This is a genomic window from Bacillus sp. FJAT-27251 (genome assembly GCF_001273925.1).
In the GTDB taxonomy this organism is placed as follows: Bacteria; Bacillota; Bacilli; order Bacillales; family Cytobacillaceae; genus Mesobacillus_B.
This window is the reverse complement of record NZ_LIGG01000001.1, coordinates 275,350-293,926: the sequence shown is the minus strand read 5'-3', so window position 1 is coordinate 293,926 and position 18,577 is coordinate 275,350. Positions and strand designations below refer to the sequence as shown.

General features: G+C 50.7%; 20 protein-coding genes. 18 read left to right on the top strand and 2 right to left on the bottom strand.

The features are described 5' to 3' along the window. Positions 1-10 precede the first annotated feature (10 nt). The 3 genes from ADU22_RS01455 (at position 11) to ADU22_RS01445 (ending at position 2,276) form a co-directional block, all read left to right on the top strand. Positions 11-1,129, top strand: a complete 1,119-nt coding sequence (locus ADU22_RS01455; protein WP_053360564.1) for a DUF4097 family beta strand repeat-containing protein — start codon at positions 11-13, stop codon at positions 1,127-1,129. After that, a complete protein-coding gene (locus tag ADU22_RS01450) occupies positions 1,126-1,476 on the top strand; it encodes a phage holin family protein (protein WP_053360563.1) in 351 nt (116 codons plus the stop codon). The genes ADU22_RS01455 and ADU22_RS01450 overlap by 4 nt, the downstream gene beginning before the upstream one ends. 173 nt (positions 1,477-1,649) lie before the next feature. Further along, entirely contained in the window at positions 1,650-2,276 is a 627-nt protein-coding gene (locus ADU22_RS01445; protein ID WP_053360562.1) for a metal-dependent hydrolase, read from the top strand. A gap of 67 nt (positions 2,277-2,343) precedes the next feature. On the opposite strand, the gene ADU22_RS01440 is transcribed toward ADU22_RS01445, so the two are convergent. Beyond that, positions 2,344-3,174, bottom strand: a complete 831-nt coding sequence (locus tag ADU22_RS01440; protein ID WP_231687824.1) for an N-acetylmuramoyl-L-alanine amidase — start codon at positions 3,172-3,174, stop codon at positions 2,344-2,346. A 253-nt stretch (positions 3,175-3,427) separates the two neighbouring features. On the opposite strand from ADU22_RS01440, the gene hprK reads away from it, so the two are divergent. The 14 genes from hprK to hisIE all read left to right on the top strand — a co-directional run bounded on the left by hprK (position 3,428) and on the right by hisIE (position 15,394). Further along, complete coding sequence (gene hprK / locus ADU22_RS01430; protein WP_053360560.1) at positions 3,428-4,363, top strand: HPr(Ser) kinase/phosphatase; 936 nt, start codon at positions 3,428-3,430, stop codon at positions 4,361-4,363. 87 nt (positions 4,364-4,450) lie between these two features. Next, on the top strand, positions 4,451-5,266 hold the full coding sequence (gene lgt, locus ADU22_RS01425; protein ID WP_053360559.1) for a prolipoprotein diacylglyceryl transferase: 816 nt from the start codon (positions 4,451-4,453) through the stop codon (positions 5,264-5,266). A gap of 55 nt (positions 5,267-5,321) precedes the next feature. Then, the gene (locus ADU22_RS01420; RefSeq protein ID WP_053360558.1) at positions 5,322-6,266 is read left to right on the top strand and encodes a nucleoside recognition domain-containing protein; all 945 of its coding nucleotides are present in this window, start codon (positions 5,322-5,324) and stop codon (positions 6,264-6,266) included. After that, positions 6,256-6,900 (top strand): pyrophosphatase PpaX, encoded by a 645-nt coding sequence (gene ppaX / locus ADU22_RS01415; RefSeq protein WP_053360557.1) that lies wholly within the window; start codon positions 6,256-6,258, stop codon positions 6,898-6,900. Before ADU22_RS01420 ends, ppaX begins: the two co-directional genes overlap by 11 nt. Before the next feature lie 2 nt (positions 6,901-6,902). Continuing rightward, on the top strand, positions 6,903-7,433 hold the full coding sequence (locus tag ADU22_RS01410) for an acyltransferase (RefSeq protein ID WP_053360556.1): 531 nt from the start codon (positions 6,903-6,905) through the stop codon (positions 7,431-7,433). 148 nt (positions 7,434-7,581) lie between these two features. Continuing rightward, on the top strand, positions 7,582-8,655 hold the full coding sequence (locus ADU22_RS01405; protein ID WP_231687823.1) for a mechanosensitive ion channel family protein: 1,074 nt from the start codon (positions 7,582-7,584) through the stop codon (positions 8,653-8,655). 249 nt (positions 8,656-8,904) lie between these two features. Beyond that, the gene (locus tag ADU22_RS01400; RefSeq protein WP_053360555.1) at positions 8,905-10,092 is read left to right on the top strand and encodes an ATP phosphoribosyltransferase regulatory subunit; all 1,188 of its coding nucleotides are present in this window, start codon (positions 8,905-8,907) and stop codon (positions 10,090-10,092) included. Then, positions 10,085-10,708: an ATP phosphoribosyltransferase gene (gene hisG, locus ADU22_RS01395; protein WP_053360554.1), complete on the top strand. Its 624-nt coding sequence runs from the start codon at positions 10,085-10,087 to the stop codon at positions 10,706-10,708. The genes ADU22_RS01400 and hisG overlap by 8 nt, the downstream gene beginning before the upstream one ends. A 41-nt stretch (positions 10,709-10,749) precedes the next feature. Beyond that, positions 10,750-12,030, top strand: a complete 1,281-nt coding sequence (gene hisD / locus ADU22_RS01390; protein ID WP_053360553.1) for a histidinol dehydrogenase — start codon at positions 10,750-10,752, stop codon at positions 12,028-12,030. A 16-nt stretch (positions 12,031-12,046) separates the two neighbouring features. After that, entirely contained in the window at positions 12,047-12,634 is a 588-nt protein-coding gene (gene hisB / locus ADU22_RS01385; protein ID WP_053360552.1) for an imidazoleglycerol-phosphate dehydratase HisB, read from the top strand. Then, positions 12,635-13,261: an imidazole glycerol phosphate synthase subunit HisH gene (gene hisH / locus ADU22_RS01380; RefSeq protein WP_053360551.1), complete on the top strand. Its 627-nt coding sequence runs from the start codon at positions 12,635-12,637 to the stop codon at positions 13,259-13,261. Positions 13,262-13,275: 14 nt separating this feature from the next. Then, the gene (hisA, locus tag ADU22_RS01375) at positions 13,276-14,013 is read left to right on the top strand and encodes a 1-(5-phosphoribosyl)-5-[(5-phosphoribosylamino)methylideneamino]imidazole-4-carboxamide isomerase (protein WP_053360550.1); all 738 of its coding nucleotides are present in this window, start codon (positions 13,276-13,278) and stop codon (positions 14,011-14,013) included. After that, positions 14,007-14,765, top strand: a complete 759-nt coding sequence (gene hisF, locus ADU22_RS01370; protein WP_053360549.1) for an imidazole glycerol phosphate synthase subunit HisF — start codon at positions 14,007-14,009, stop codon at positions 14,763-14,765. Before hisA ends, hisF begins: the two co-directional genes overlap by 7 nt. Beyond that, positions 14,762-15,394: a bifunctional phosphoribosyl-AMP cyclohydrolase/phosphoribosyl-ATP diphosphatase HisIE gene (gene hisIE, locus ADU22_RS01365; RefSeq protein WP_053360548.1), complete on the top strand. Its 633-nt coding sequence runs from the start codon at positions 14,762-14,764 to the stop codon at positions 15,392-15,394. The genes hisF and hisIE overlap by 4 nt, the downstream gene beginning before the upstream one ends. A 34-nt stretch (positions 15,395-15,428) precedes the next feature. Here the strand turns inward: hisIE and ADU22_RS01360 are convergent, their stop codons facing one another. Continuing rightward, positions 15,429-16,397, bottom strand: a complete 969-nt coding sequence (locus tag ADU22_RS01360; protein WP_053360547.1) for a nuclease-related domain-containing protein — start codon at positions 16,395-16,397, stop codon at positions 15,429-15,431. A 407-nt stretch (positions 16,398-16,804) separates the two neighbouring features. Here ADU22_RS01360 and ADU22_RS01355 point away from each other — a divergent pair, with 407 nt between their 5' ends. Beyond that, complete coding sequence (locus ADU22_RS01355) at positions 16,805-18,295, top strand: tetratricopeptide repeat protein (RefSeq protein WP_053360546.1); 1,491 nt, start codon at positions 16,805-16,807, stop codon at positions 18,293-18,295. Positions 18,296-18,577: the final 282 nt, after the last annotated feature.

Below are 18,577 nucleotides of genomic sequence, written 5' to 3'. Positions count from 1 at the left end.
AGGTATTGTGATGAAGGAAGAGCGCAAAAGGATTTTGGCGATGGTCGAGGAAGGAAAGCTAAGTGTGGATGAGGCCTTGCTCCTGATTGAAGAGCTTGATAAGAAAGAGAAAAACATGGAAGAAAAGAAAGCGGCTTTGCTGACAGAGCTGTCCACTACGGTGAAGGATGAAGGAGCCAAGGCGCAGGGGCCTTTTAAGGAGGACTCGTCGAGCCATAAGCTGCAGTCTGCAATGGATAAGGTTGTGGATTTTGTTGATTCGGCTTTTAAGAAAATCAAGGATTTTGACCTTGATTTCAACTTTGGCCAATCGGTGGATATCACCCATATTTTCCAGCAGGGCGGTGCCTACTTGAACCAGCTTGATATCGACGTGGCCAATGGCTCGGTGAAAATTGTTCCGTGGGATGAATCGGAGGTCCGGATCGAGTGCTCAGCCAAAGTCTACCGGGTTGAGAACCAGGATGAGGCACGCCGGAAATTGCTAGAAGACGCCATCTTTGCCATTGAAGGGCAAAAACTGCGGTTTTCCGTCCAGCAGAAATGGATGAAGGTGGAGGCCATGGTTCATATACCGCGAGCTGATTACGAGACCGCCCGGGTAAGGCTTTTCAATGGACCGATTTCAGCGGAGAATCTGTCGGTGAAGGATTTCAAGGCCAAGACGGCCAATGGCAAGGTGAGCTTTGCCAATCTCATCTGCAAAAAGCTTGAAACGGAGACGGCTAACGGCCCGATTACCGTGGCGGCAAGCCATATCTACGAGCTGGAGGCAGAGACGATCAACGGAGCCCTCAGGGTGGATGGTTCCCTCCGCCACGCCGAGCTGCAGTCCTTCAATGGCAGTATCACCTGCAAGGCAACCAATGAGGATTGCGAGCTGCTGGAGGCCAAGACGGCGACAGGCGGCATTGACCTTTATGTTCCGGAAGGCATTGCCGCCAGCGGGGAATTGAAGTCAAACCTGGGGAGCTTTAAACTCGGCCTTGATGGGCTCGATATTATCGAGGAGAAAAGCGAAATGGTGCAAAAATCGCTCCGTTTTAAGCCAAAAGGTGAAAGCTACAGCCCTCTCAGGGTATATGCTGACAGCAAAACCGGTGCCATTGCGCTTCGTTCAGCCAAATGAGGTGGCTGATCGGGATAGTCATCAATGCCGTCCTGTTCATGGCCATTGCCGGCTTTTTTAAGGATGCGGTGTACGTGGCCGGTTTTGGAGCCGCGTTGGGGGCGAGTTTCCTGCTCTCCATCTTAAATATCCTTGTCCGTCCCATCCTGGTCATCCTGACATTGCCAATCACCCTGCTGACATTGGGATTGTTCCTGTTTGTCATCAATGGAGTAACCATCATGCTGACGGACAGCCTAATGGGATCGTCTTTTGAGGTCTCGGGCTTCGGAATGGCATTGCTTACATCGCTGATCATGTCTGTTGCCAATATGATCATCCAGAAAACACTTCTGAACAAGGAATAAAGGAAGAAACGGTGCCAGGCTTTCCCGCATTAACGCAGCGGGGGTCAGGCACCGTTTTGTGTGTTAGTGTGATAAAGTGCCCGTTTTTTGCCCGGGCTGGTTCTGAAGTCTCACCACAGCTGGCCTGTTTCCTTGTATAATGGGAAGGATGACTTTTTTACGGGGTGGACAGCATGAATGGAACAGGACATATGTTAATTGGAGCAGGGATTGGCTTTGTGGCAGCCAGCTCCTACCAGGCAGAGCCTGCGGGCATAGCTTTGCTTGTGGCAGTGGGGGCGGTGGCCGGGCTGATGCCTGACATTGATATTGATGGAAAGCTATCAAACAGGATTACTTTCTCTCATAAAACGATTAAATACACCGCACAGCTGATTGCCTTTTTAATGATGGTCTACAGCTTTTTTGAAGGGGCAGACAATGAAAGATGGCTGGGGATTGCAGTTGGGGCCGGAATTTTCTTCCTGTCGGGGTTGATTACCCAGAGGCGGATGCTCACGGTCACGGGTGCAGGCGTATTGGCCGGGGGGCTTGCGCTGCAGGAATCGTGGCTGGTGCTCTTGGGAATCTTTATCATCATCGCCTCGTTTGTACCGCATCGGAGCTACACACATTCCCTGCTCGGGGCTGTCTTTTTTGGTGTGATTGCCTACCAGTTTGAACAGAGCATCGGCTTTGCCGGAGTGTTTGAAGCGGCTGTGGCGGCCTATGCCTCCCACCTGCTTGCCGACATGAAAATCCTTCCCTTTAACAGAAGGGGAATTAAACTGTTTTTGCCGTTTTCCTCCAAGGAACTTTAGGCAAAACGAAATCATCGCCTTTTTATACGCAAAAGAAAAACTGGACCTAATAAGTCCAGTTTTTTATCTACTCGCGATACACATACGTACTGTAGCCGTCTTGGCGGAGCTGGGCGGCAAGGGCATCGGCCCGCTGTTTTTCACTGAATGCACCTGCCTGGACCCTGAACAATCCATCTGCAGAACCTGCATTCACAAATGCTTCATAGCCATCCTGGCGCAATTGATTGGCAAGCTGGTCTGCATTTTTCCTCTCCCCGAATGCCCCGGTCTGCACTTTATACAAGCCCCCAGGTGCGGGTGGAGATGGAGATGGTGAAGGAGCCGGGGCGGTTCCATCTGTTTTGACAAGCCTGAACTGGTCGGCAAGAGCCTTCACAATTGCTTCGGCAACGGTCCTTCGATACGTATCCGTACGCATAAGCAAGGCTTCGTTCCGATTGGTCATAAAGCCGCATTCTGCCAAAACAGCGTCCATCCTTGTTTCCCGGAGGACGTGAAAGTCGGCGGTTTTCACGCCGCGGTCGGCTAGTCCAGTAGCGGCGGTAAGATTCCTTTGTATTTTCCGGGCCAGCTGATACGCCATCGAAGGTCTCGAGGGATGCACGAACGTCTCGATGCCGCCCACATTGTTCCAGCCGCCGCTGCCAAAGGCGTTCGCGTGAATCGATACATAAACATCAACATTCAGGGAATTTGCCCGGCTGGTTCTCTCCTGCAAGGGGACATCCCGCTCGTCGGAATGGGCGAAATGGACGGTCACATTTCGATAGTCTCGCAGCAGATTCCCGGCATGGCTGGCGACCGCCCGGTTAAATTCGTATTCTCTCAAGCCGTCCGGACTGCGCTTGCCAGGTGTATTGTAGCCATGCCCCGCATCAAGCATGATTTGCAACATGAACCCCTCCTTCCAGATAATAGTCCTGCACTCTTATTATATGAATCCCTGAGCAAAGAGGACGCAGCTGAAACTTGTTTTTTAGGAAAAGGTCTGTCCTGGCCGGAAACGGTCTTGAAAGATGCCCCAATTTCTTCATTCCTTTAAAAAGAATCTCCACCTTTTGGAGCCGCCCGCATTTTGTTCTGTAAAAAATAGTGCTAAAATATAAAGTATTGATTTTTTATTTGATAAATAGAAGGAGGGTTCCTCTTTGCCAAAAGTTCGTACTATAGACCTAATTAACAAGTTTGACCTGGAACTCATCAGTGGAGAAGAAGGAGTAAACCGCCCGATTACGACAAGCGACATCTCCCGGCCTGCACTTGAAATGGCCGGATATTTTGAATACTACCCGGCAGAACGTGTACAGCTGCTTGGGAAAACAGAGCTGTCTTTCATGGAAAGATTAAGTGATAAAGACCGGAAAGAGCGTCTGGAAAGGCTGTGCACCGACCTGACTCCATGCATCATCGTGACAAGGGATATGGAAGTGCCGCCCGAGCTGATTGAGGCCGCCGAGCGCGAGTCGGTCCCTCTCATCAAATCGGCCAGAAAGACAACAAGGCTTTCAAGCCATCTTACCAATTATCTTGAAAGCAAACTGGCACCGACGACGGCCGTCCATGGGGTGCTGGTCGATATTTATGGCGTCGGCGTCCTCATCACAGGCAAAAGCGGCGTCGGTAAAAGTGAAACGGCATTGGAGCTTGTCAAACGCGGCCATCGCCTTGTTGCCGATGATTGCGTGGAAATCCGCCAGGAGGACCAGGATACGCTTGTTGGCACATCCCCTGAGCTGATTGAACATCTTCTGGAGATTCGCGGCCTGGGCATCATCAATGTGATGACTTTGTTTGGAGCCGGTGCCGTCCGTACCCATAAAAGGATCTCGCTGATCATTGACCTCGAGATTTGGGACCAGAAAAAGCAATATGACCGTCTGGGACTTGAAGAAGAAAAAATGAAAATCATCGACACGGATGTGACCAGGCTGACGGTACCGGTACGTCCCGGACGAAACCTGGCAGTCATCATCGAGGTGGCGGCCATGAATTTCCGCCTGAAGCGAATGGGTGTAAATGCAGCGGAACAGTTCTCCAACAGGCTGGCAGACGTCATTGAGGATGGAGACCACGAAGACCGATAATGGACAACCTTGCGAATCGGCCACTGCCGATTCAGGCGGTATTTGGAACATAGCAGGAAAAATAGATAGAGATTAAAGGAGAAGGATATGGAAGAGAATTTTCAGCCGATCGACCCAGTGGCCTTTTCGCTAGGGCCGCTTCAGGTTCACTGGTATGGCATCATTATCGGATTGGGAATTGCGCTGGCACTGTGGCTCGCAATCCGGGAAGCGGAAAGGCGCGGCCTGGATAAGGATCTTTTCCCTGATTTGATGCTTTGGGCAATCCCGATTTCGATTTTATGCGCGCGGATTTATTATGTCATTTTCCAATGGGACTACTATTCGCAAAATCCGGGTGAGATCTTAAGCATCTGGAACGGCGGGATTGCGATTCACGGCGCGCTGATTGGGGCCGTCGCTACTGCCTACGTATTTGCCAAAAAGAAAAATGTGTCGTTCTGGCAGCTGGCAGACATCGCGGCTCCGAGCATCATCCTCGGGCAGGCCATCGGCCGCTGGGGCAATTTTATCAACCAGGAGGCGCATGGCGGCGAAGTCAGCCGTGCTTTTCTCGAAAACCTGATGCTGCCTGATTTTATCATTAATCAAATGTATATCAATGGCACCTACTACCATCCAACATTCCTGTATGAGTCAATCTGGAACATTGCGGGTTTTGTCCTGCTCCTGCTGCTTCGCAAAGTCAATCTTGGCAGGGGGGAACTGTTCCTCAGCTATGTGATCTGGTATTCAATCGGCCGCTTCTTCGTTGAAGGCCTGCGCACCGACAGCCTGATGCTGACCGAATCGCTCAGGATGGCCCAGACCATTTCCATTGTGCTGATTCTTGCTGCGATTGCGCTTTGGATTTATCGCAGAGTCAAGGGTTACTCAAACATCAGGTATTTGGAAAAAGGATAAAAACACAAAAGAGAAAAAATACATGCATAGCATGTGTACAGGGAGGGAAGCTTCAATGGTCACAACGATAAAAAAAGGATTGCAGGTCGGTCTCCAGACAACCTGGACTCTGGGAAAAGTCATTTTTCCCATCACCCTGATCGTGACAATCCTGCAGTATACACCAGTCCTGCCATGGATCATCCAGGCTGTTACGCCATTGATGGCACTCCTGGGCCTGTCCGGAGATGCGGCCATTCCGCTGGTACTCGGGAATTTCCTAAATCTATATGCAGGGATTGGCGCGATCCTCACGCTTGAACTGACGGTAAAAGAAGTTTTCATCATTGCCGTTATGCTGTCTTTCTCGCATAATCTGCTGATTGAAACAGGGGTGGCCCTGAAGGTGGGGGTCAAGCTGTGGGTGGTGCTGGTTGTCCGCCTCGGTTTGGCTTTCCTGTCTGCCGTAGTCATCAACCTGGTGTGGAACGGCGGCTCGGAAATCGCCCAGTATGGAATGATTTCCGGCCAGCAGGAGCAGGCTTCCGGGTGGCCTGCGATTATTTTTGAAGGCGTCGAGAAGGCTGGGCTGGGCGTATTGCAGCTCGCCTTGATTGTGATCCCGCTCATGGTAGTCATCCAGGTTATGAAGGACCTGAAATGGCTTGATGTCTTTTCCAGATGGATCTCTCCTGCCATCCGCACCTTGGGCATGAAGGAGAACGCTTCGCTGACAGTAGCCGCCGGGCTCTTGATTGGGCTTGCTATGGGAGCGGGCGTCATGATCCAGGCGGTACAGGAAGACGGTGTCTCGAAGAAAGATGCCACCATTGCCTTTATCTTCCTGGTCGCCTGCCACGCCGTTATTGAAGATACTCTGATTTTTATTCCGCTTGGCATCCCGGTACTGCCTCTGCTGCTGATCCGTGTGGCAACAGCCGTCCTGCTGACGATAACAGTAGCCTACATCTGGAACCGGGTTGAAGTGACGAAAGGAAAGGAAGCCGTATATGAACAATAGAATTGATACTGTATTATTTGATTTGGATGGAACCCTTATTGATACCAATGAACTGATCATCTCCTCCTTCCTCCATACTCTGGAGAATTATTACCCGGGGCGTTACCAGCGGAGCGATGTGCTTCCGTTCATGGGGCCCACCCTGCAGGAGACGTTTGAAGCCATCAACCCTGAAGGCTACCTGGAAATGATGGACATGTACCGCACGTTCAATAAAGCTAACCATGACCTGCTGGTCACCGAGTTTGAAGGAGTAACCGAGACGGTGGCCGCGTTAAAGGAAAAGGGCTTCAAACTGGGAATCGTGACAACCAAGCTATCCGATGTTGTAATGATGGGACTGAATTTAACCGGGTTGAACCGCTACTTCGAGGTCATCGTGGCCCTTGATCATGTGCAAAAACCGAAGCCAGACCCTGAGCCTGTCCAAAAGGCGCTGCAGGCTTTGGCTTCCCGGCCGGAAAGTGCCATCATGGTCGGCGATAATCACCATGACATCCTTGCCGGCAAGAATGCCGGAACGCTGACGGCCGGAGTGGCCTGGTCCCTGAAGGGAAGGAAGCATCTCGCTGCCTATCAGCCGGACTACATTCTGGAAAAAATGCCAGACCTTTTGCCCGTCCTTGGAGTGTAAGCATGAGGAAGACAGAGCGGTACCAGGTGGAAGGAGCCAACTCGCTGTGGCATGTGTATAAAACCGTCCCATTCTGGAAGGTGGTCAAAAACTTCATTGTCATCCAGGCGGCTCGCTATACGCCCTTTTTAAGTGCGAAAAACTGGCTGTACCGCACTTTTTTGCGGATGAAGGTAGGAGAACAGACATCATTTGCGCTGATGGTGATGCTTGACGTGATGTTTCCCGAGAAGATATCTGTCGGCCGCAATACCGTCATTGGCTATAATACGACCATCCTCGCCCATGAATATCTTATCAGGGAGTACCGTCTTGGCGATGTCGTCATCGGCGATGAAGTGATGATCGGCGCCAATTCGACGATCCTGCCGGGAGTTACGATTGGGAACGGAGCCTTTGTCTCAGCCGGCACGCTCGTCCACAAAGACGTGCCGCCCGGCGCCTTTGTCGGCGGCAACCCGATGAAGGTCATCTATACGAAAGAAGAATTGGCCCAGCGCTGGGCCGATGACCCTATTTATGGAAACAAATGAACCCTGCTCAGGCAGGGTTTTATTTTTTTGCTTGTAAAAAATCAACAAAACCAGGTATGGATGAATGTACAGATGAAGACCCAATCAGCTAGATGGTGCCGATTTTCCACGTTTAGTCTCTACCCTTTACAGGAATAGTTCTGTATCTATGGAACCGGGTGATATTATGCTGGACTTTATTGTGGAAAACTTTACTGCATCCGATATTTTTCAATTTATTTTATATGTGTGTTTAATTCTGGCTGGAAAGTGGATACTTCGGCTTGCGGCGAATTATATGGCCCGAAGCAGGCCAGAGTTTCAGGGAAAATACTTGCCATCGTTTTTATCGATGCTGAATTGGGTCTCGTTTTATGGAATCGTCTTCCTGTTCCTTTTTTATTTTTCAAACTCGGAGTGGCTGTTTTATCCTTTATATTCCCAGGGAGGCGTCGATGTAACGCTATTCCTGATCATTCTGGCATTTATGATTGTTTCCCTGGCGCATCGGGCTGTCAAACTGTTCATTAAATACGTGCTGTCTTCCGTATACGAGTATTATCAGATTGAGAGAGGGCTCAGCTACACCTTGAGCCGGGTTCTCTATTATACAGTCATGGTCGCTGCTTTGGCATTCAGTTTTACTAGTGTCGGAATTGACCTGACAGCACTGGGCGCCTTTTTGGGCATACTTGGCATCGGGATAGGCTTTGGGCTCCGCAACGTTGCCGGGAACTTCATTTCCGGTCTCATCATGCTGTTTGAACGCCCAGTTGAAGTAGGAGAAGTAATCCAGATCAATGATAAAATCGGCAGGATTGAAAGGGTCAGGATGAGGTCCACCGTGGTGCGGACAGCAAAGGAAGGAACCTTGATCGTCCCGAACCAGTATTTTATTGAACAGATCATCAAAAACCGCACAGGCGCCGTCATGATGGCCCAGGTTAGTGTCAGTGTTGTATTTGGCACGGACAGCAAGAAGGTGGAACAGCTGCTGTCGGAGGCCGTGGAGAATATTAAGGAGGATGAAGAGGGAATCCTAAAAGCTACCCATGCCGAAATACGCTTTGTTGACTTGCGAAATAGGGCAATGGAGTTTTTGGTCGAGCTCCCCGTAGCCAGTTTTGAAATCAAGGAACGGGTGGAAAGCAAGCTTCGTCATGCCATTGTCGATTGCTTCACAGAAAATGGCATCGAGCTAGCCCCGGCCGAACTGGATCTTTCGCTATTAAATAAACGCTAAAAGAAGCTTGCATGGTGATTTGCAAGCTTTTTTTTGGTAGTATTCCTTTGCCCAGCTGTGTAAAAACAAGAAAAAACATGAATTTAAAGGAATTTTGTCTCTTTATGGCTAATTTGAATAAACAGACTTTTTTATTGACTGATTTTGCCTAAAGCGTTAAACTACATATAACTTTATTTCATTACCATATTAGCGAACTAAAGTACCGATAAAAAAGGGAAATAGCTTTTGACAGATGGGGGAAAGCATATGAGCCGGTTATTTATGTTTGAGAAACCATTGGGAATGAGGGATTCTCTTCCTGATATATATGAAACAAAGCAGCATGTGCGCTCGGCGCTTGAGGGAGAAATCAGGCAGTGGGGCTATCAGTTCATTGGCACTCCGACACTTGAATATTACGAAACCGTTGGAACGGCATCCGCAATCCTGGATCAGCAGCTGTTCAAGCTGCTGGACCGTGAAGGCCACACGCTGGTGCTCCGTCCCGATATGACCGCGCCGATTGCCAGGGTGGCTGCTTCCAAGCTTTTAAAAGACGATTTGCCATTTCGTCTTGCCTATTCGGCCAATGTATTCCGGGCGCAGCAGCGCGAAGGCGGAAGGCCGGCGGAATTTGAACAGGTTGGCGTGGAATGTATTGGGGATGGAACAGTCAGTGCAGACGGGGAAATGATTGCCCTGGCGATTTCATCGCTTAAGGAAGCTGGTCTTAAGGATTTTCAGCTCTCCGTTGGGAACGCGGGGTTTGTACGGGAATTGTTTCTGCAAATCCTCGGGACTGAAGAACGCGTCCAGGAATTGACAAGATTTTTATATGAAAAAAATTATGTCGGCTACCGGGAGCATGTCAAATCCCTTCCGCTGTCCTCCATTGACAGCCAGCGCCTGCTGGCCTTTCTCGAACTGCGCGGCGGTCCGGAAGTCATTGGCAAGGCGCTGGATCTTGTTGAAAATGAAGAAGGGAAGGAAGCCGTCCTCCAATTGGAGAGGCTGTGGGAGATTATCAATGATTATGAGGCGTCCTCCCATATCAAATTCGATTTGACTCTTGTCAGCCACATGAGCTACTATACAGGAATTTTATTTGAAATTTATTCGGGCAAAGTAGGCTTCCCGATCGGAAATGGCGGCCGCTATGACGGTCTGCTCCAAAAGTTTGGAAAATCAACCTCGGCTACAGGATTTGCCTTTCGCCTTGACCGCTTGATTGAAGCATTGGGCGAGCTGGACGAAACTGTTCCGGTTTCCTGCATCCTGTTCAGCGCGGAACGGCGAAAAGAGGCGTGCCTGCTGGCTAATAAGCAGCGTTCCGCCGGGCAGCGGGTCGTTCTCCAGGACATCAGCGGCGTGAAAAACATTGATGCCTGCACCAATAAGTATAACGACGTCACGTTTTTAGTGGGCAAAGCAGGAAAGGAGCCGGACCATGACTGAACAATTAACGATTGCGATGCCAAAGGGAAGAATCTTCGAGGAAGCGGCCGAACTGCTGAGAACTGCAGGATACACGCTGCCGCCCGAGTTTGATGACTCCAGGAAACTGATCATCGATGTAGCGGAAGAAAATTTCCGGTTCATCCTGTCCAAGCCAATGGACGTTGCCACCTATGTGGAACATGGGGTCGCCGATCTTGGCATTGCCGGGAAGGATGTCCTGCTAGAGGAAGAACGGGACGTTTACGAGCTGCTCGATTTAAAAATCAGCCCATGCTATCTGGCCGTTGCCGGACTGCCGGGCACAAAAATGAATGATGTAGCGCCGAAAGTGGCGACCAAATATCCGAAAGTGGCGGAAGCCTTTTTCCGTGAACAAGGTGAGCAGGTTGAAATTATTAAATTGAACGGATCGATCGAACTGGCTCCCTTGATTGGCCTGTCCGACCGGATCGTCGACATCGTGTCGACCGGCAGGACGCTGAAGGAAAATGGATTGGTTGAATTCCAGACCATCACCTCAATCACCTCAAGGCTGATCGTCAACCCGGTCAGCTACCGGATGAAAGATGAACGAATCAGCGCAATGGTGAATGCGCTCAGCAAAGTCATATAAGTCGGGGATGTTCCTGACGAGTTCGTGAAAGGATGATTGTATTGAAGATTGTAAAGGTCAGCGGCGAGGTGTCCATTAAAAGAAGTGTCGATAGCGGAAGTGAAGACCAGAGGCAGGCCGTGAAGGAAATCCTGGCTGATGTCCGCCGGTCCGGGGATGAAGCCCTTAAAGCCTACACGGAAAAATTTGACCATGTGAGGCTGCAAGCTTTTTTGGTAGAGCCGGAAGAAATCAAGGAAGCCTACAATCTTGTCGATGAGAGCATGGTCCAGATTATTGCCGAAGCGGCCGATAATATCCGTGCCTATCACGAAAAACAGCTGCGGCCTTCCTGGCTGACGACAGAAGAAAACGGCACGATTCTCGGGCAAAAAGTGACTCCTCTTGATTCTGTCGGAGTTTATGTTCCCGGCGGAACCGCGGCCTATCCATCTTCTGTGCTGATGAATGTGGTTCCTGCCAAGGTGGCCGGCGTTAAGCGGATCGTGATGGTCTCGCCTCCCGGAGCGGACGGGAAGCTTCCTGCCGGGGTCCTGGTGGCCGCCGACCTGGCCGGTGTGAAGGAAATCTACAAGGTGGGCGGTGCCCAGGCAGTCGGAGCCCTTGCTTACGGTACGGAAAGCATTGCGCCAGTCGATAAAATTACCGGCCCCGGCAATATATATGTGGCCCTTGCAAAGCGGGAGGTATTCGGGGACGTGGACATTGATATGATTGCTGGTCCAAGTGAAATCGCGGTCCTGGCTGATGACACAGCAAATGCGGACGAAGTGGCCGCCGACCTGCTTTCACAGGCCGAGCATGACACAAGGGCAAGCAGTGTCCTTGTCACTCCTTCGGCTGCGTTGGCGGAGGCTGTGCAGCGCGAAGTGGCCGCTCAGCTAGCGGTATTGCCGCGCCGGGAAATCGCTGCCAGGTCGATCGAAGACTTTGGTGCCATCTATCTGGCTGCCGACATGGAAGAAGCCGTTGAAACAGTGAACCAGCTTGCGCCCGAGCATCTTGAAATCATGACCGAAAATGCGATGGAGCTGCTTGGGAAAGTCCGCCATGCGGGCGCGATTTTTATCGGCCGTTACAGCTCCGAGCCGGTTGGCGACTATTTTGCCGGACCGAACCATGTGCTGCCGACCAACGGAACGGCCCGGTTCTCCAGTCCGCTGAGCGTCGAGGATTTCCAGAAGAAGTCGAGCATCATCGCTTACAGCGAAGGAGCCCTCCGCGAAAACGGCGCGAAGATTGCCAAGTTTGCACGCCTTGAGGGGCTTGAGGCCCATGCCCGGGCCGTGGAAGCACGATTAAAAAAGAACGAAAACCTTTAGTCTGGAGGAAACATAGATGGAAAGATCCGCAAGTATTAGCCGCAAAACGAATGAAACCAATATCCAGCTGACCCTTGGGGTGGACGGAGAAGGCAAGTCCGAGCTTGAAACGGGTGTCCCGTTCCTCTCCCACATGCTTGATTTGTTTGCCAAGCATGGCCAGTTTGATTTGACTGTCCAGGCACAGGGAGACACAGAGATTGATGACCACCACACAACCGAGGACATCGGCATCTGCCTTGGACAGGCTTTGCGCGAGGCGCTGGGCGATAAAAAAGGCATCAAGCGCTACGGCAATGCGTTCGTCCCGATGGATGAAGCGCTCGCCCAGGTTGTCATCGACCTGAGCAACCGCCCGCATCTTGAATTGCGCGGCGAGTTTCCGGCGCAAAGAGTCGGCACATTCGATACCGAACTTGTCCATGAATTTTTATGGAAGCTGGCCATCGAAGCCCGCATGAATCTCCATGTGATTGTCCACTACGGCCAAAACACCCACCATATCATTGAAGCGGTGTTCAAGGCACTGGCGCGGGCACTCGATGAAGCGACAACCATCGACCCGCGTGTCAAAGGAATCCCATCCTCGAAAGGAATGCTGTAGATGATTGGGATCGTCGATTATGGAATGGGCAATTTGTTCAGCGTCTCCAAAGCCTTGGAGCGTCTCGAAACTCCTTATTTCATCTCTGAAGACCCAGAGGAGCTGCGGAAAGCAGACGCTTTGCTGCTTCCTGGTGTCGGCTCATTCCGCGACGCGATGGAAAGACTGAATGAACTCGGACTGACAGAAATGATTGTGGACTATGCGGGGAGCGGAAAGCCGCTTTTGGGCATCTGCCTTGGCATGCAGCTATTGTTTGAAGAGAGCATGGAGAATGGTGTGACCAAAGGACTCGGCCTGCTGCCTGGCAAGGTCGAGCGTTTTCCGGGCGTGACGGCGGAGGGAGAAGCCTACAAAGTCCCGCATATGGGCTGGAACAGGCTGCGGTTTGAAAACCAGTCGCCGCTCACCGAAAATATTTCGGAAGGTCATGTGTATTTTGTTCACTCTTATTATGTGAAAACGGATGACCGTGATGTTTTGGTCGCGGTCGGTGATTATGATGTCGAGGTTCCGGCCGTGGTCGGACGCGGAAATATTTACGGAATGCAATTCCATCCTGAAAAAAGCAGTTTGACCGGAATGGACCTGCTTCGCAATTTTACAAAAATGATTGGAACCAGATAAAGGGGTGCTGGACAATGAGTTTTATCATCTACCCGGCAATTGATATGAGGGGCGGCAAATGTGTCCGGCTCCTCCAGGGGGATTATGGGAAAGAAACAGTTTATGGCGATTCGCCGTTTGATATGGCAAAGTCGTTTGCAGAATCAGGGGCAAAGTGGATCCACATGGTTGACCTTGACGGCGCGCGTGACGGCAAACGTGTCAACGATACATACGTCATTAACGCAGCCMGCGAGCTGAACGCTTCCGTCCAGATTGGCGGCGGTATCAGAAGCGAAAGCGATATTGCGCATTACCTGGAAAATGGTGTTTCAAGAGTGATTATCGGAAGCATTGCGATTTCAAATCCGGAATTCGCCGAAGAGATGGTCCGGAAATATCCCGGGAAGATTGCGATTGGCATTGATGCGAAAAATGGGTATGTGGCGACGCATGGCTGGCTGTCCACATCAGAAGTGAAGGCAGTCGACCTTGGCAAGCGGTTTGCCGATGCCGGGGCGGAAACCTTCATCTTCACCGACATTGCCACCGATGGAATGCTGTCGGGGCCCAATCTTGAGGCAGTGGCCCTGATGGCAGCCGAAACAGGGAAAAACGTCATTGCTTCCGGAGGCGTCAGCTCTCTTGAAGACCTGGCAGCCCTTAAGGAGCTGGAGACATCCGGCGTCGGCGGAGCGATCGTCGGCAAGGCCCTTTATGAGGGGCGTTTTACGGTAAAAGAAGCGCTGGAAGCGGTGAAGAAACCATGCTGACGAAACGAATCATTCCCTGCCTTGATGTAAAAGACGGCCGTGTTGTGAAAGGCATTCAGTTTGTCCAGCTGCGAGATGCAGGAGACCCGGTGGAACTGGCGCGTTTTTATGACCAGCAGGGCGCCGATGAACTGGTGTTCCTTGATATTTCCGCTTCGCATGAAGGCCGGAAGACAATGGTCGAAGTGGTCAAAGCGGTCGCTTCCGAACTTGCGATTCCCTTTACGGTCGGGGGCGGCATCAACTCGCTCGACGACATGAAGCGGATCTTGCGCTCTGGGGCCGACAAGGTGAGCCTGAATACAGCTGCGGTCATGAATCCCGGCCTGATCACGGAGGGCGCCGATTTCTTCGGTACCCAGTGCATTGTTGTGGCAATCGATGCCAAATATGATGAAGAGCTTGGATCTTGGCGTGTCTACACCCACGGCGGGCGCAAAGCCACTGAACTTGAAGTCATCGAGTGGGCGAGGCAGGCGGTCCGCCTCGGAGCGGGGGAATTGCTTTTGACCTCCATGGACAGCGATGGTGAAAAGAAGGGCTTTGACCTGGAGTTGACGAAGGCAGTCAGTGAAGCGGTACCTGTGCCAGTGATTGCTTCCGGCGGAGCCGGGAATGCCGAGCATTTTGCCCAAGCTTTTACCGAAGGAAAGGCAGATGCAGCCCTGGCAGCATCCATTTTCCATTACAAAGAAACCTCGGTGGCCGAAGTGAAAGCTTACCTCCGTGACAAAGGAGTGGAAGTACGATGAACAACTTGAAATTTGACGAGAACGGCCTGATTCCGGCCGTCGTCCAGGATTCAGCGACCCTTGAGGTGCTGACGGTAGCCTACATGAATGCCGAATCGCTGGAAAAGTCGATTGCGAGCGGCGAGACCTGGTTTTACAGCCGGTCGCGCCAGGAGCTATGGCATAAAGGGGCAACGAGCGGCAACACCCAGAAGATTGTCGAGCTCAAGTATGACTGTGATGGCGATGCTTTAGTGGTGCTCGTTGAACCGGCCGGCCCTGCCTGCCATACGGGGGCGGTAAGCTGCTTCTCGGAGAAGCTGGTGGAGAGTGCTTCGGGTGACGAGGCAAGTGCTTCCGACCTTCAAATTCTCTCCCGTCTGGAAAAAGTGATTGCCGAACGCGAACGCGATATGCCGGAAGGCGCCTATACTACGTATCTATTCGAAAAAGGCGTGGATAAAATTTTGAAAAAGGTTGGCGAGGAAGCCTCCGAAGTTATCATCGCCGCGAAAAATCGCGACGCCGAAGAACTGAAATGGGAAGCCGCCGACCTGATGTACCACCTCCTCGTCCTGCTGCGCGAGCAGAAACTTCCATTGAAGGAAGTCCTGGGCGTGCTGGAACAGCGGCATGAAGGGAAAAAATAATAGTTTGACAGCCGGCCTCGATTGGGGCCGGTTTTTATGTGTCGGTGGATTTTGGGTAGTAGATGCGGTCTTTGCGGAAGCCGGTGTGGGGAAGACTAGTACTTGCCAGTATTTTTGAGATAATACCTGAATTATGAAGGTGCAGAAAATCCTGCAGCTGGCGATTGGTCAAGGTTGGATTGATGAGGAGAAAATAATCCTGAATCGCTTGCAGGTGTGCGTCTTTGGAAACCGCACCGCATGCCGGGCACTTCCAGCAGCCGCGAATTCTGAACATCCGGTATTTCTGGCAAGCTGGGCATTGAACCCCGGGAATGAAGTCAGTATGCGGTATATGGTAAGCAGTGTAGGAGGGAGCCTCGGGCATATGATGTTTTAAGATGGCCTTCGTCCATTTATTCACTTCTTTCGAATTCAGAATCTCTTTAGGATATAGATTTTTAACTTTATTGATTTTAAAAATCAGGCTGCCTGCTAAGCAAACCTTGTCGTAGACTTCGCGGGAATGGGCTGGATTTTTTAAAATGGTGGTGGATTTTCCGAAGGTAACGAGAAAATCAATGGGAATGGGCGGGAGCCGCATCTCTTTCATCCATCGGCCCAAGAGGTACTGGTGTCTTTTTGCCTGCACGATCGGGTCTTCAAACCCTTCCTCCTGGTTATTGAGAATACGAGTGATCTGATTAAATCCTGGATTGAAAATCACTTCTCCGGCATAGTTTTTGACGGAAAGAGGGAGCACAAAGTGAGGGGATAGCAGAATATGGTCGATTTGAAACTTGGACCCCTGGTGCTGGAGGCGGACATCCTGGAAGATTGAGAATTCTTTTTCGGGGAGAAGGCTTAAATAATAGTCAGCTTCCTCTTCTCCTCTTAAACCTGCCTTCCATTTGGCTAAATCTGTGGTAACTTTTTGGATTTGCGGGTGCCTTGGAGGCACTCTCCGTAAGATTGCTTCATTAACTCGTATTTTTAATGGCTTAACACGCTTTTTTGCAATCAAATGTATCACTCCTTTTACTGTATCTTCTATTTTTTCATGGCGACCTCCTGCAAAGGGGAATTCTTGTCCTGATTTTGTCACAAGTTTGGGGGGGATGGGCAAAATAGAGGGGCAAAAACCAATAGTGGGGAGTGGGAATGTAATTTATTTTCCAAAATGTTTGTTTTATTTGCCAATAATACCGATTTATCTTCCAAAACTCTATTTTTTTTTTCCAAAATTCAAGATTTATATTCCAAAAACCGCTATTTATTTGCCAAACACCAGTTTATGTAAAAAGCCCTTCCCCCTATTGCAGCATTACCTGGTTTCCAAGTTGGGAAAATAATTCATTTTGGTCCAACTCTTCCTCCCCACCACACCCTATGTTATAATACATTAGTTAAAAACCTTTTATGGAGGGCTAAATGGGAGAAGACTCTAAAGCAAGAAAACCAAAAGGACAGCTGTTGTCATTTGTGCCGACAGGTGAATACTACTTCTCCAAGGGTGTTAAGGCGTACCACCGCCGCGATTTGCATAAGGCTTACAAGTTTTTTAGCCGGGCGATGGAACTCGAGCCGGGCGAGCCGATGATTGTCTGCCAGCTTGCGATTGTGGCGACCGAACTGGGAGATTACCAGCAGGCGGTCACCCTTCTGAAGGAAATTCTCGAAGAGTTGGACGAAGAAATGGTAGAATGCCATTACTTCTTAGCTAATAACTATGCTCACATGGGTTTGTTTAAAGATGCTTACCATCATGCCAACTTGTACCTGGAGCTGAATCGTGACGGGGAGTTCACGGATGATGCCGAAGAGCTGCTCGAAGTGATTTTGCTTGAAGCGGAAGAGCTGGATGATGACATACATGAAGAAGACGGGCTGATTGCCAAGCAGGAGGAAGCAAGGAAGCGGCTTGAGGAAGGCGAGTTTCCGGAAGCAATCGAGATATTCGAGGAACTGGTCGAAGAGTTTCCAGAATATTGGTCTGCCTACAATAACCTTGCATTAGCCTATTTTTATCTCGGACAGCCGAAAAAGGCGAATGAGATTCTCGAGCTTGTACTGGAAAAAAATCCGGGGAACCTGCACGCGCTTTGCAACATGCTAGTGTTCGCCTACTACGAAAACCGTACAAAGCAGGTAAGGGAAATGACAAAGATGCTCGCGAAGATCCAGCCAATGCTGATGGAGCAGCAATTCAAGCTTGGAGCCACTTTTTCGCTTGTCGGCGAATACGAACTTGGCTACAAATGGCTGAAAAAACTGCATAAAACCGGTCATGAAGGTGACGGAGCATTTTATTACTGGCTGGCAACTTCTTCTTATTATACAGGGCGTGAGCAAGCCGCCAGGGAATACTGGAAAAGAGTGCTTGAGTACACCCCGGATAAAGAAGGCCATGAGCCATGGAGAGACAAGAATGTTGCTCTTGATTCCCAGGTATCCTCGATTATCAGCAGACTCCAGAGCGAGTATCCGGAGGAGCGGCTGTTTGCCTTGTTCCTGGCGTCCGTTTCCGGTAAAAAGGAAGAAATCCTTTCCACAGGGAAAATTGCCGAAAACCTGACTGGCCTGGAGCGGGAATACTTTCAGTACGTGGAATCGGGACAATCGCTGCCTGGTATGGAGGCGATTCTCGGGGCCCACGAAACGGCGCTTGTACTGTACGACTTCCACCGTCCGATCAAGGATGAAGAAGCAGGGGTCTACCTGATCTGGTTTGCTGTTTTTGATCAGGCTGTCAAGGACGGCCTGAACTTTAAAAATAAAAAAGCCTGGGCAGCCGCCGTGGAATATGTCTGGGATAAAGTGCGCCAAAGCAGGACAACCAAGCAGGCAATCGCCAAAAAGTATGGACTATCAGCATCAACCCTGAACAAATACATCAAACTCGTAGACAGCTGTCTAACATAAACCATGGGGACGGTTCATCTGCTTCATATGAAGCAGGAGAACCGTCCCTTTGCTTTTTTCTTTGTCCAGCTCCGCCTCCTAGCCCCTCGGGTCATAAGCCAATCCCCTCCAGAAGGCAAAAAACGCCTTCTTCCGCGGCTCGTCTTATGCCTGTCGCCCCTGGGCAAGCCGCCTCCGCTTTTCCTACTGTCCAGCTCCGGCGGCTAGCCCCTCGAGACGCTTCGGTCCATCGGTTGAAGTCAAAGAGCGACTTCATCCGCTGGCCCTCCAGCGCTTTTCGGG

Bases quoted from the DNA above. Each gene is read 5' to 3' on its own strand.
- ADU22_RS01455 (WP_053360564.1), top strand. From the start codon at position 11: ATGAAGGAAGAGCGCAAAAGGATTTTGGCGATGGTCGAGGAAGGAAAG.
- ADU22_RS01450 (WP_053360563.1), top strand. From the start codon at position 1,126: ATGAGGTGGCTGATCGGGATAGTCATCAATGCCGTCCTGTTCATGGCC.
- ADU22_RS01445 (WP_053360562.1), top strand. From the start codon at position 1,650: ATGAATGGAACAGGACATATGTTAATTGGAGCAGGGATTGGCTTTGTG.
- ADU22_RS01440 (WP_231687824.1), bottom strand. From the start codon at position 3,174: ATGTTGCAAATCATGCTTGATGCGGGGCATGGCTACAATACACCTGGC.
- lgt (WP_053360559.1), top strand. From the start codon at position 4,451: ATGGAAGAGAATTTTCAGCCGATCGACCCAGTGGCCTTTTCGCTAGGG.
- ADU22_RS01420 (WP_053360558.1), top strand. From the start codon at position 5,322: ATGGTCACAACGATAAAAAAAGGATTGCAGGTCGGTCTCCAGACAACC.
- ppaX (WP_053360557.1), top strand. From the start codon at position 6,256: ATGAACAATAGAATTGATACTGTATTATTTGATTTGGATGGAACCCTT.
- ADU22_RS01410 (WP_053360556.1), top strand. From the start codon at position 6,903: ATGAGGAAGACAGAGCGGTACCAGGTGGAAGGAGCCAACTCGCTGTGG.
- ADU22_RS01405 (WP_231687823.1), top strand. From the start codon at position 7,582: ATGGAACCGGGTGATATTATGCTGGACTTTATTGTGGAAAACTTTACT.
- ADU22_RS01400 (WP_053360555.1), top strand. From the start codon at position 8,905: ATGAGCCGGTTATTTATGTTTGAGAAACCATTGGGAATGAGGGATTCT.
- hisG (WP_053360554.1), top strand. From the start codon at position 10,085: ATGACTGAACAATTAACGATTGCGATGCCAAAGGGAAGAATCTTCGAG.
- hisB (WP_053360552.1), top strand. From the start codon at position 12,047: ATGGAAAGATCCGCAAGTATTAGCCGCAAAACGAATGAAACCAATATC.
- hisH (WP_053360551.1), top strand. From the start codon at position 12,635: ATGATTGGGATCGTCGATTATGGAATGGGCAATTTGTTCAGCGTCTCC.
- hisF (WP_053360549.1), top strand. From the start codon at position 14,007: ATGCTGACGAAACGAATCATTCCCTGCCTTGATGTAAAAGACGGCCGT.
- hisIE (WP_053360548.1), top strand. From the start codon at position 14,762: ATGAACAACTTGAAATTTGACGAGAACGGCCTGATTCCGGCCGTCGTC.
- ADU22_RS01355 (WP_053360546.1), top strand. From the start codon at position 16,805: ATGGGAGAAGACTCTAAAGCAAGAAAACCAAAAGGACAGCTGTTGTCA.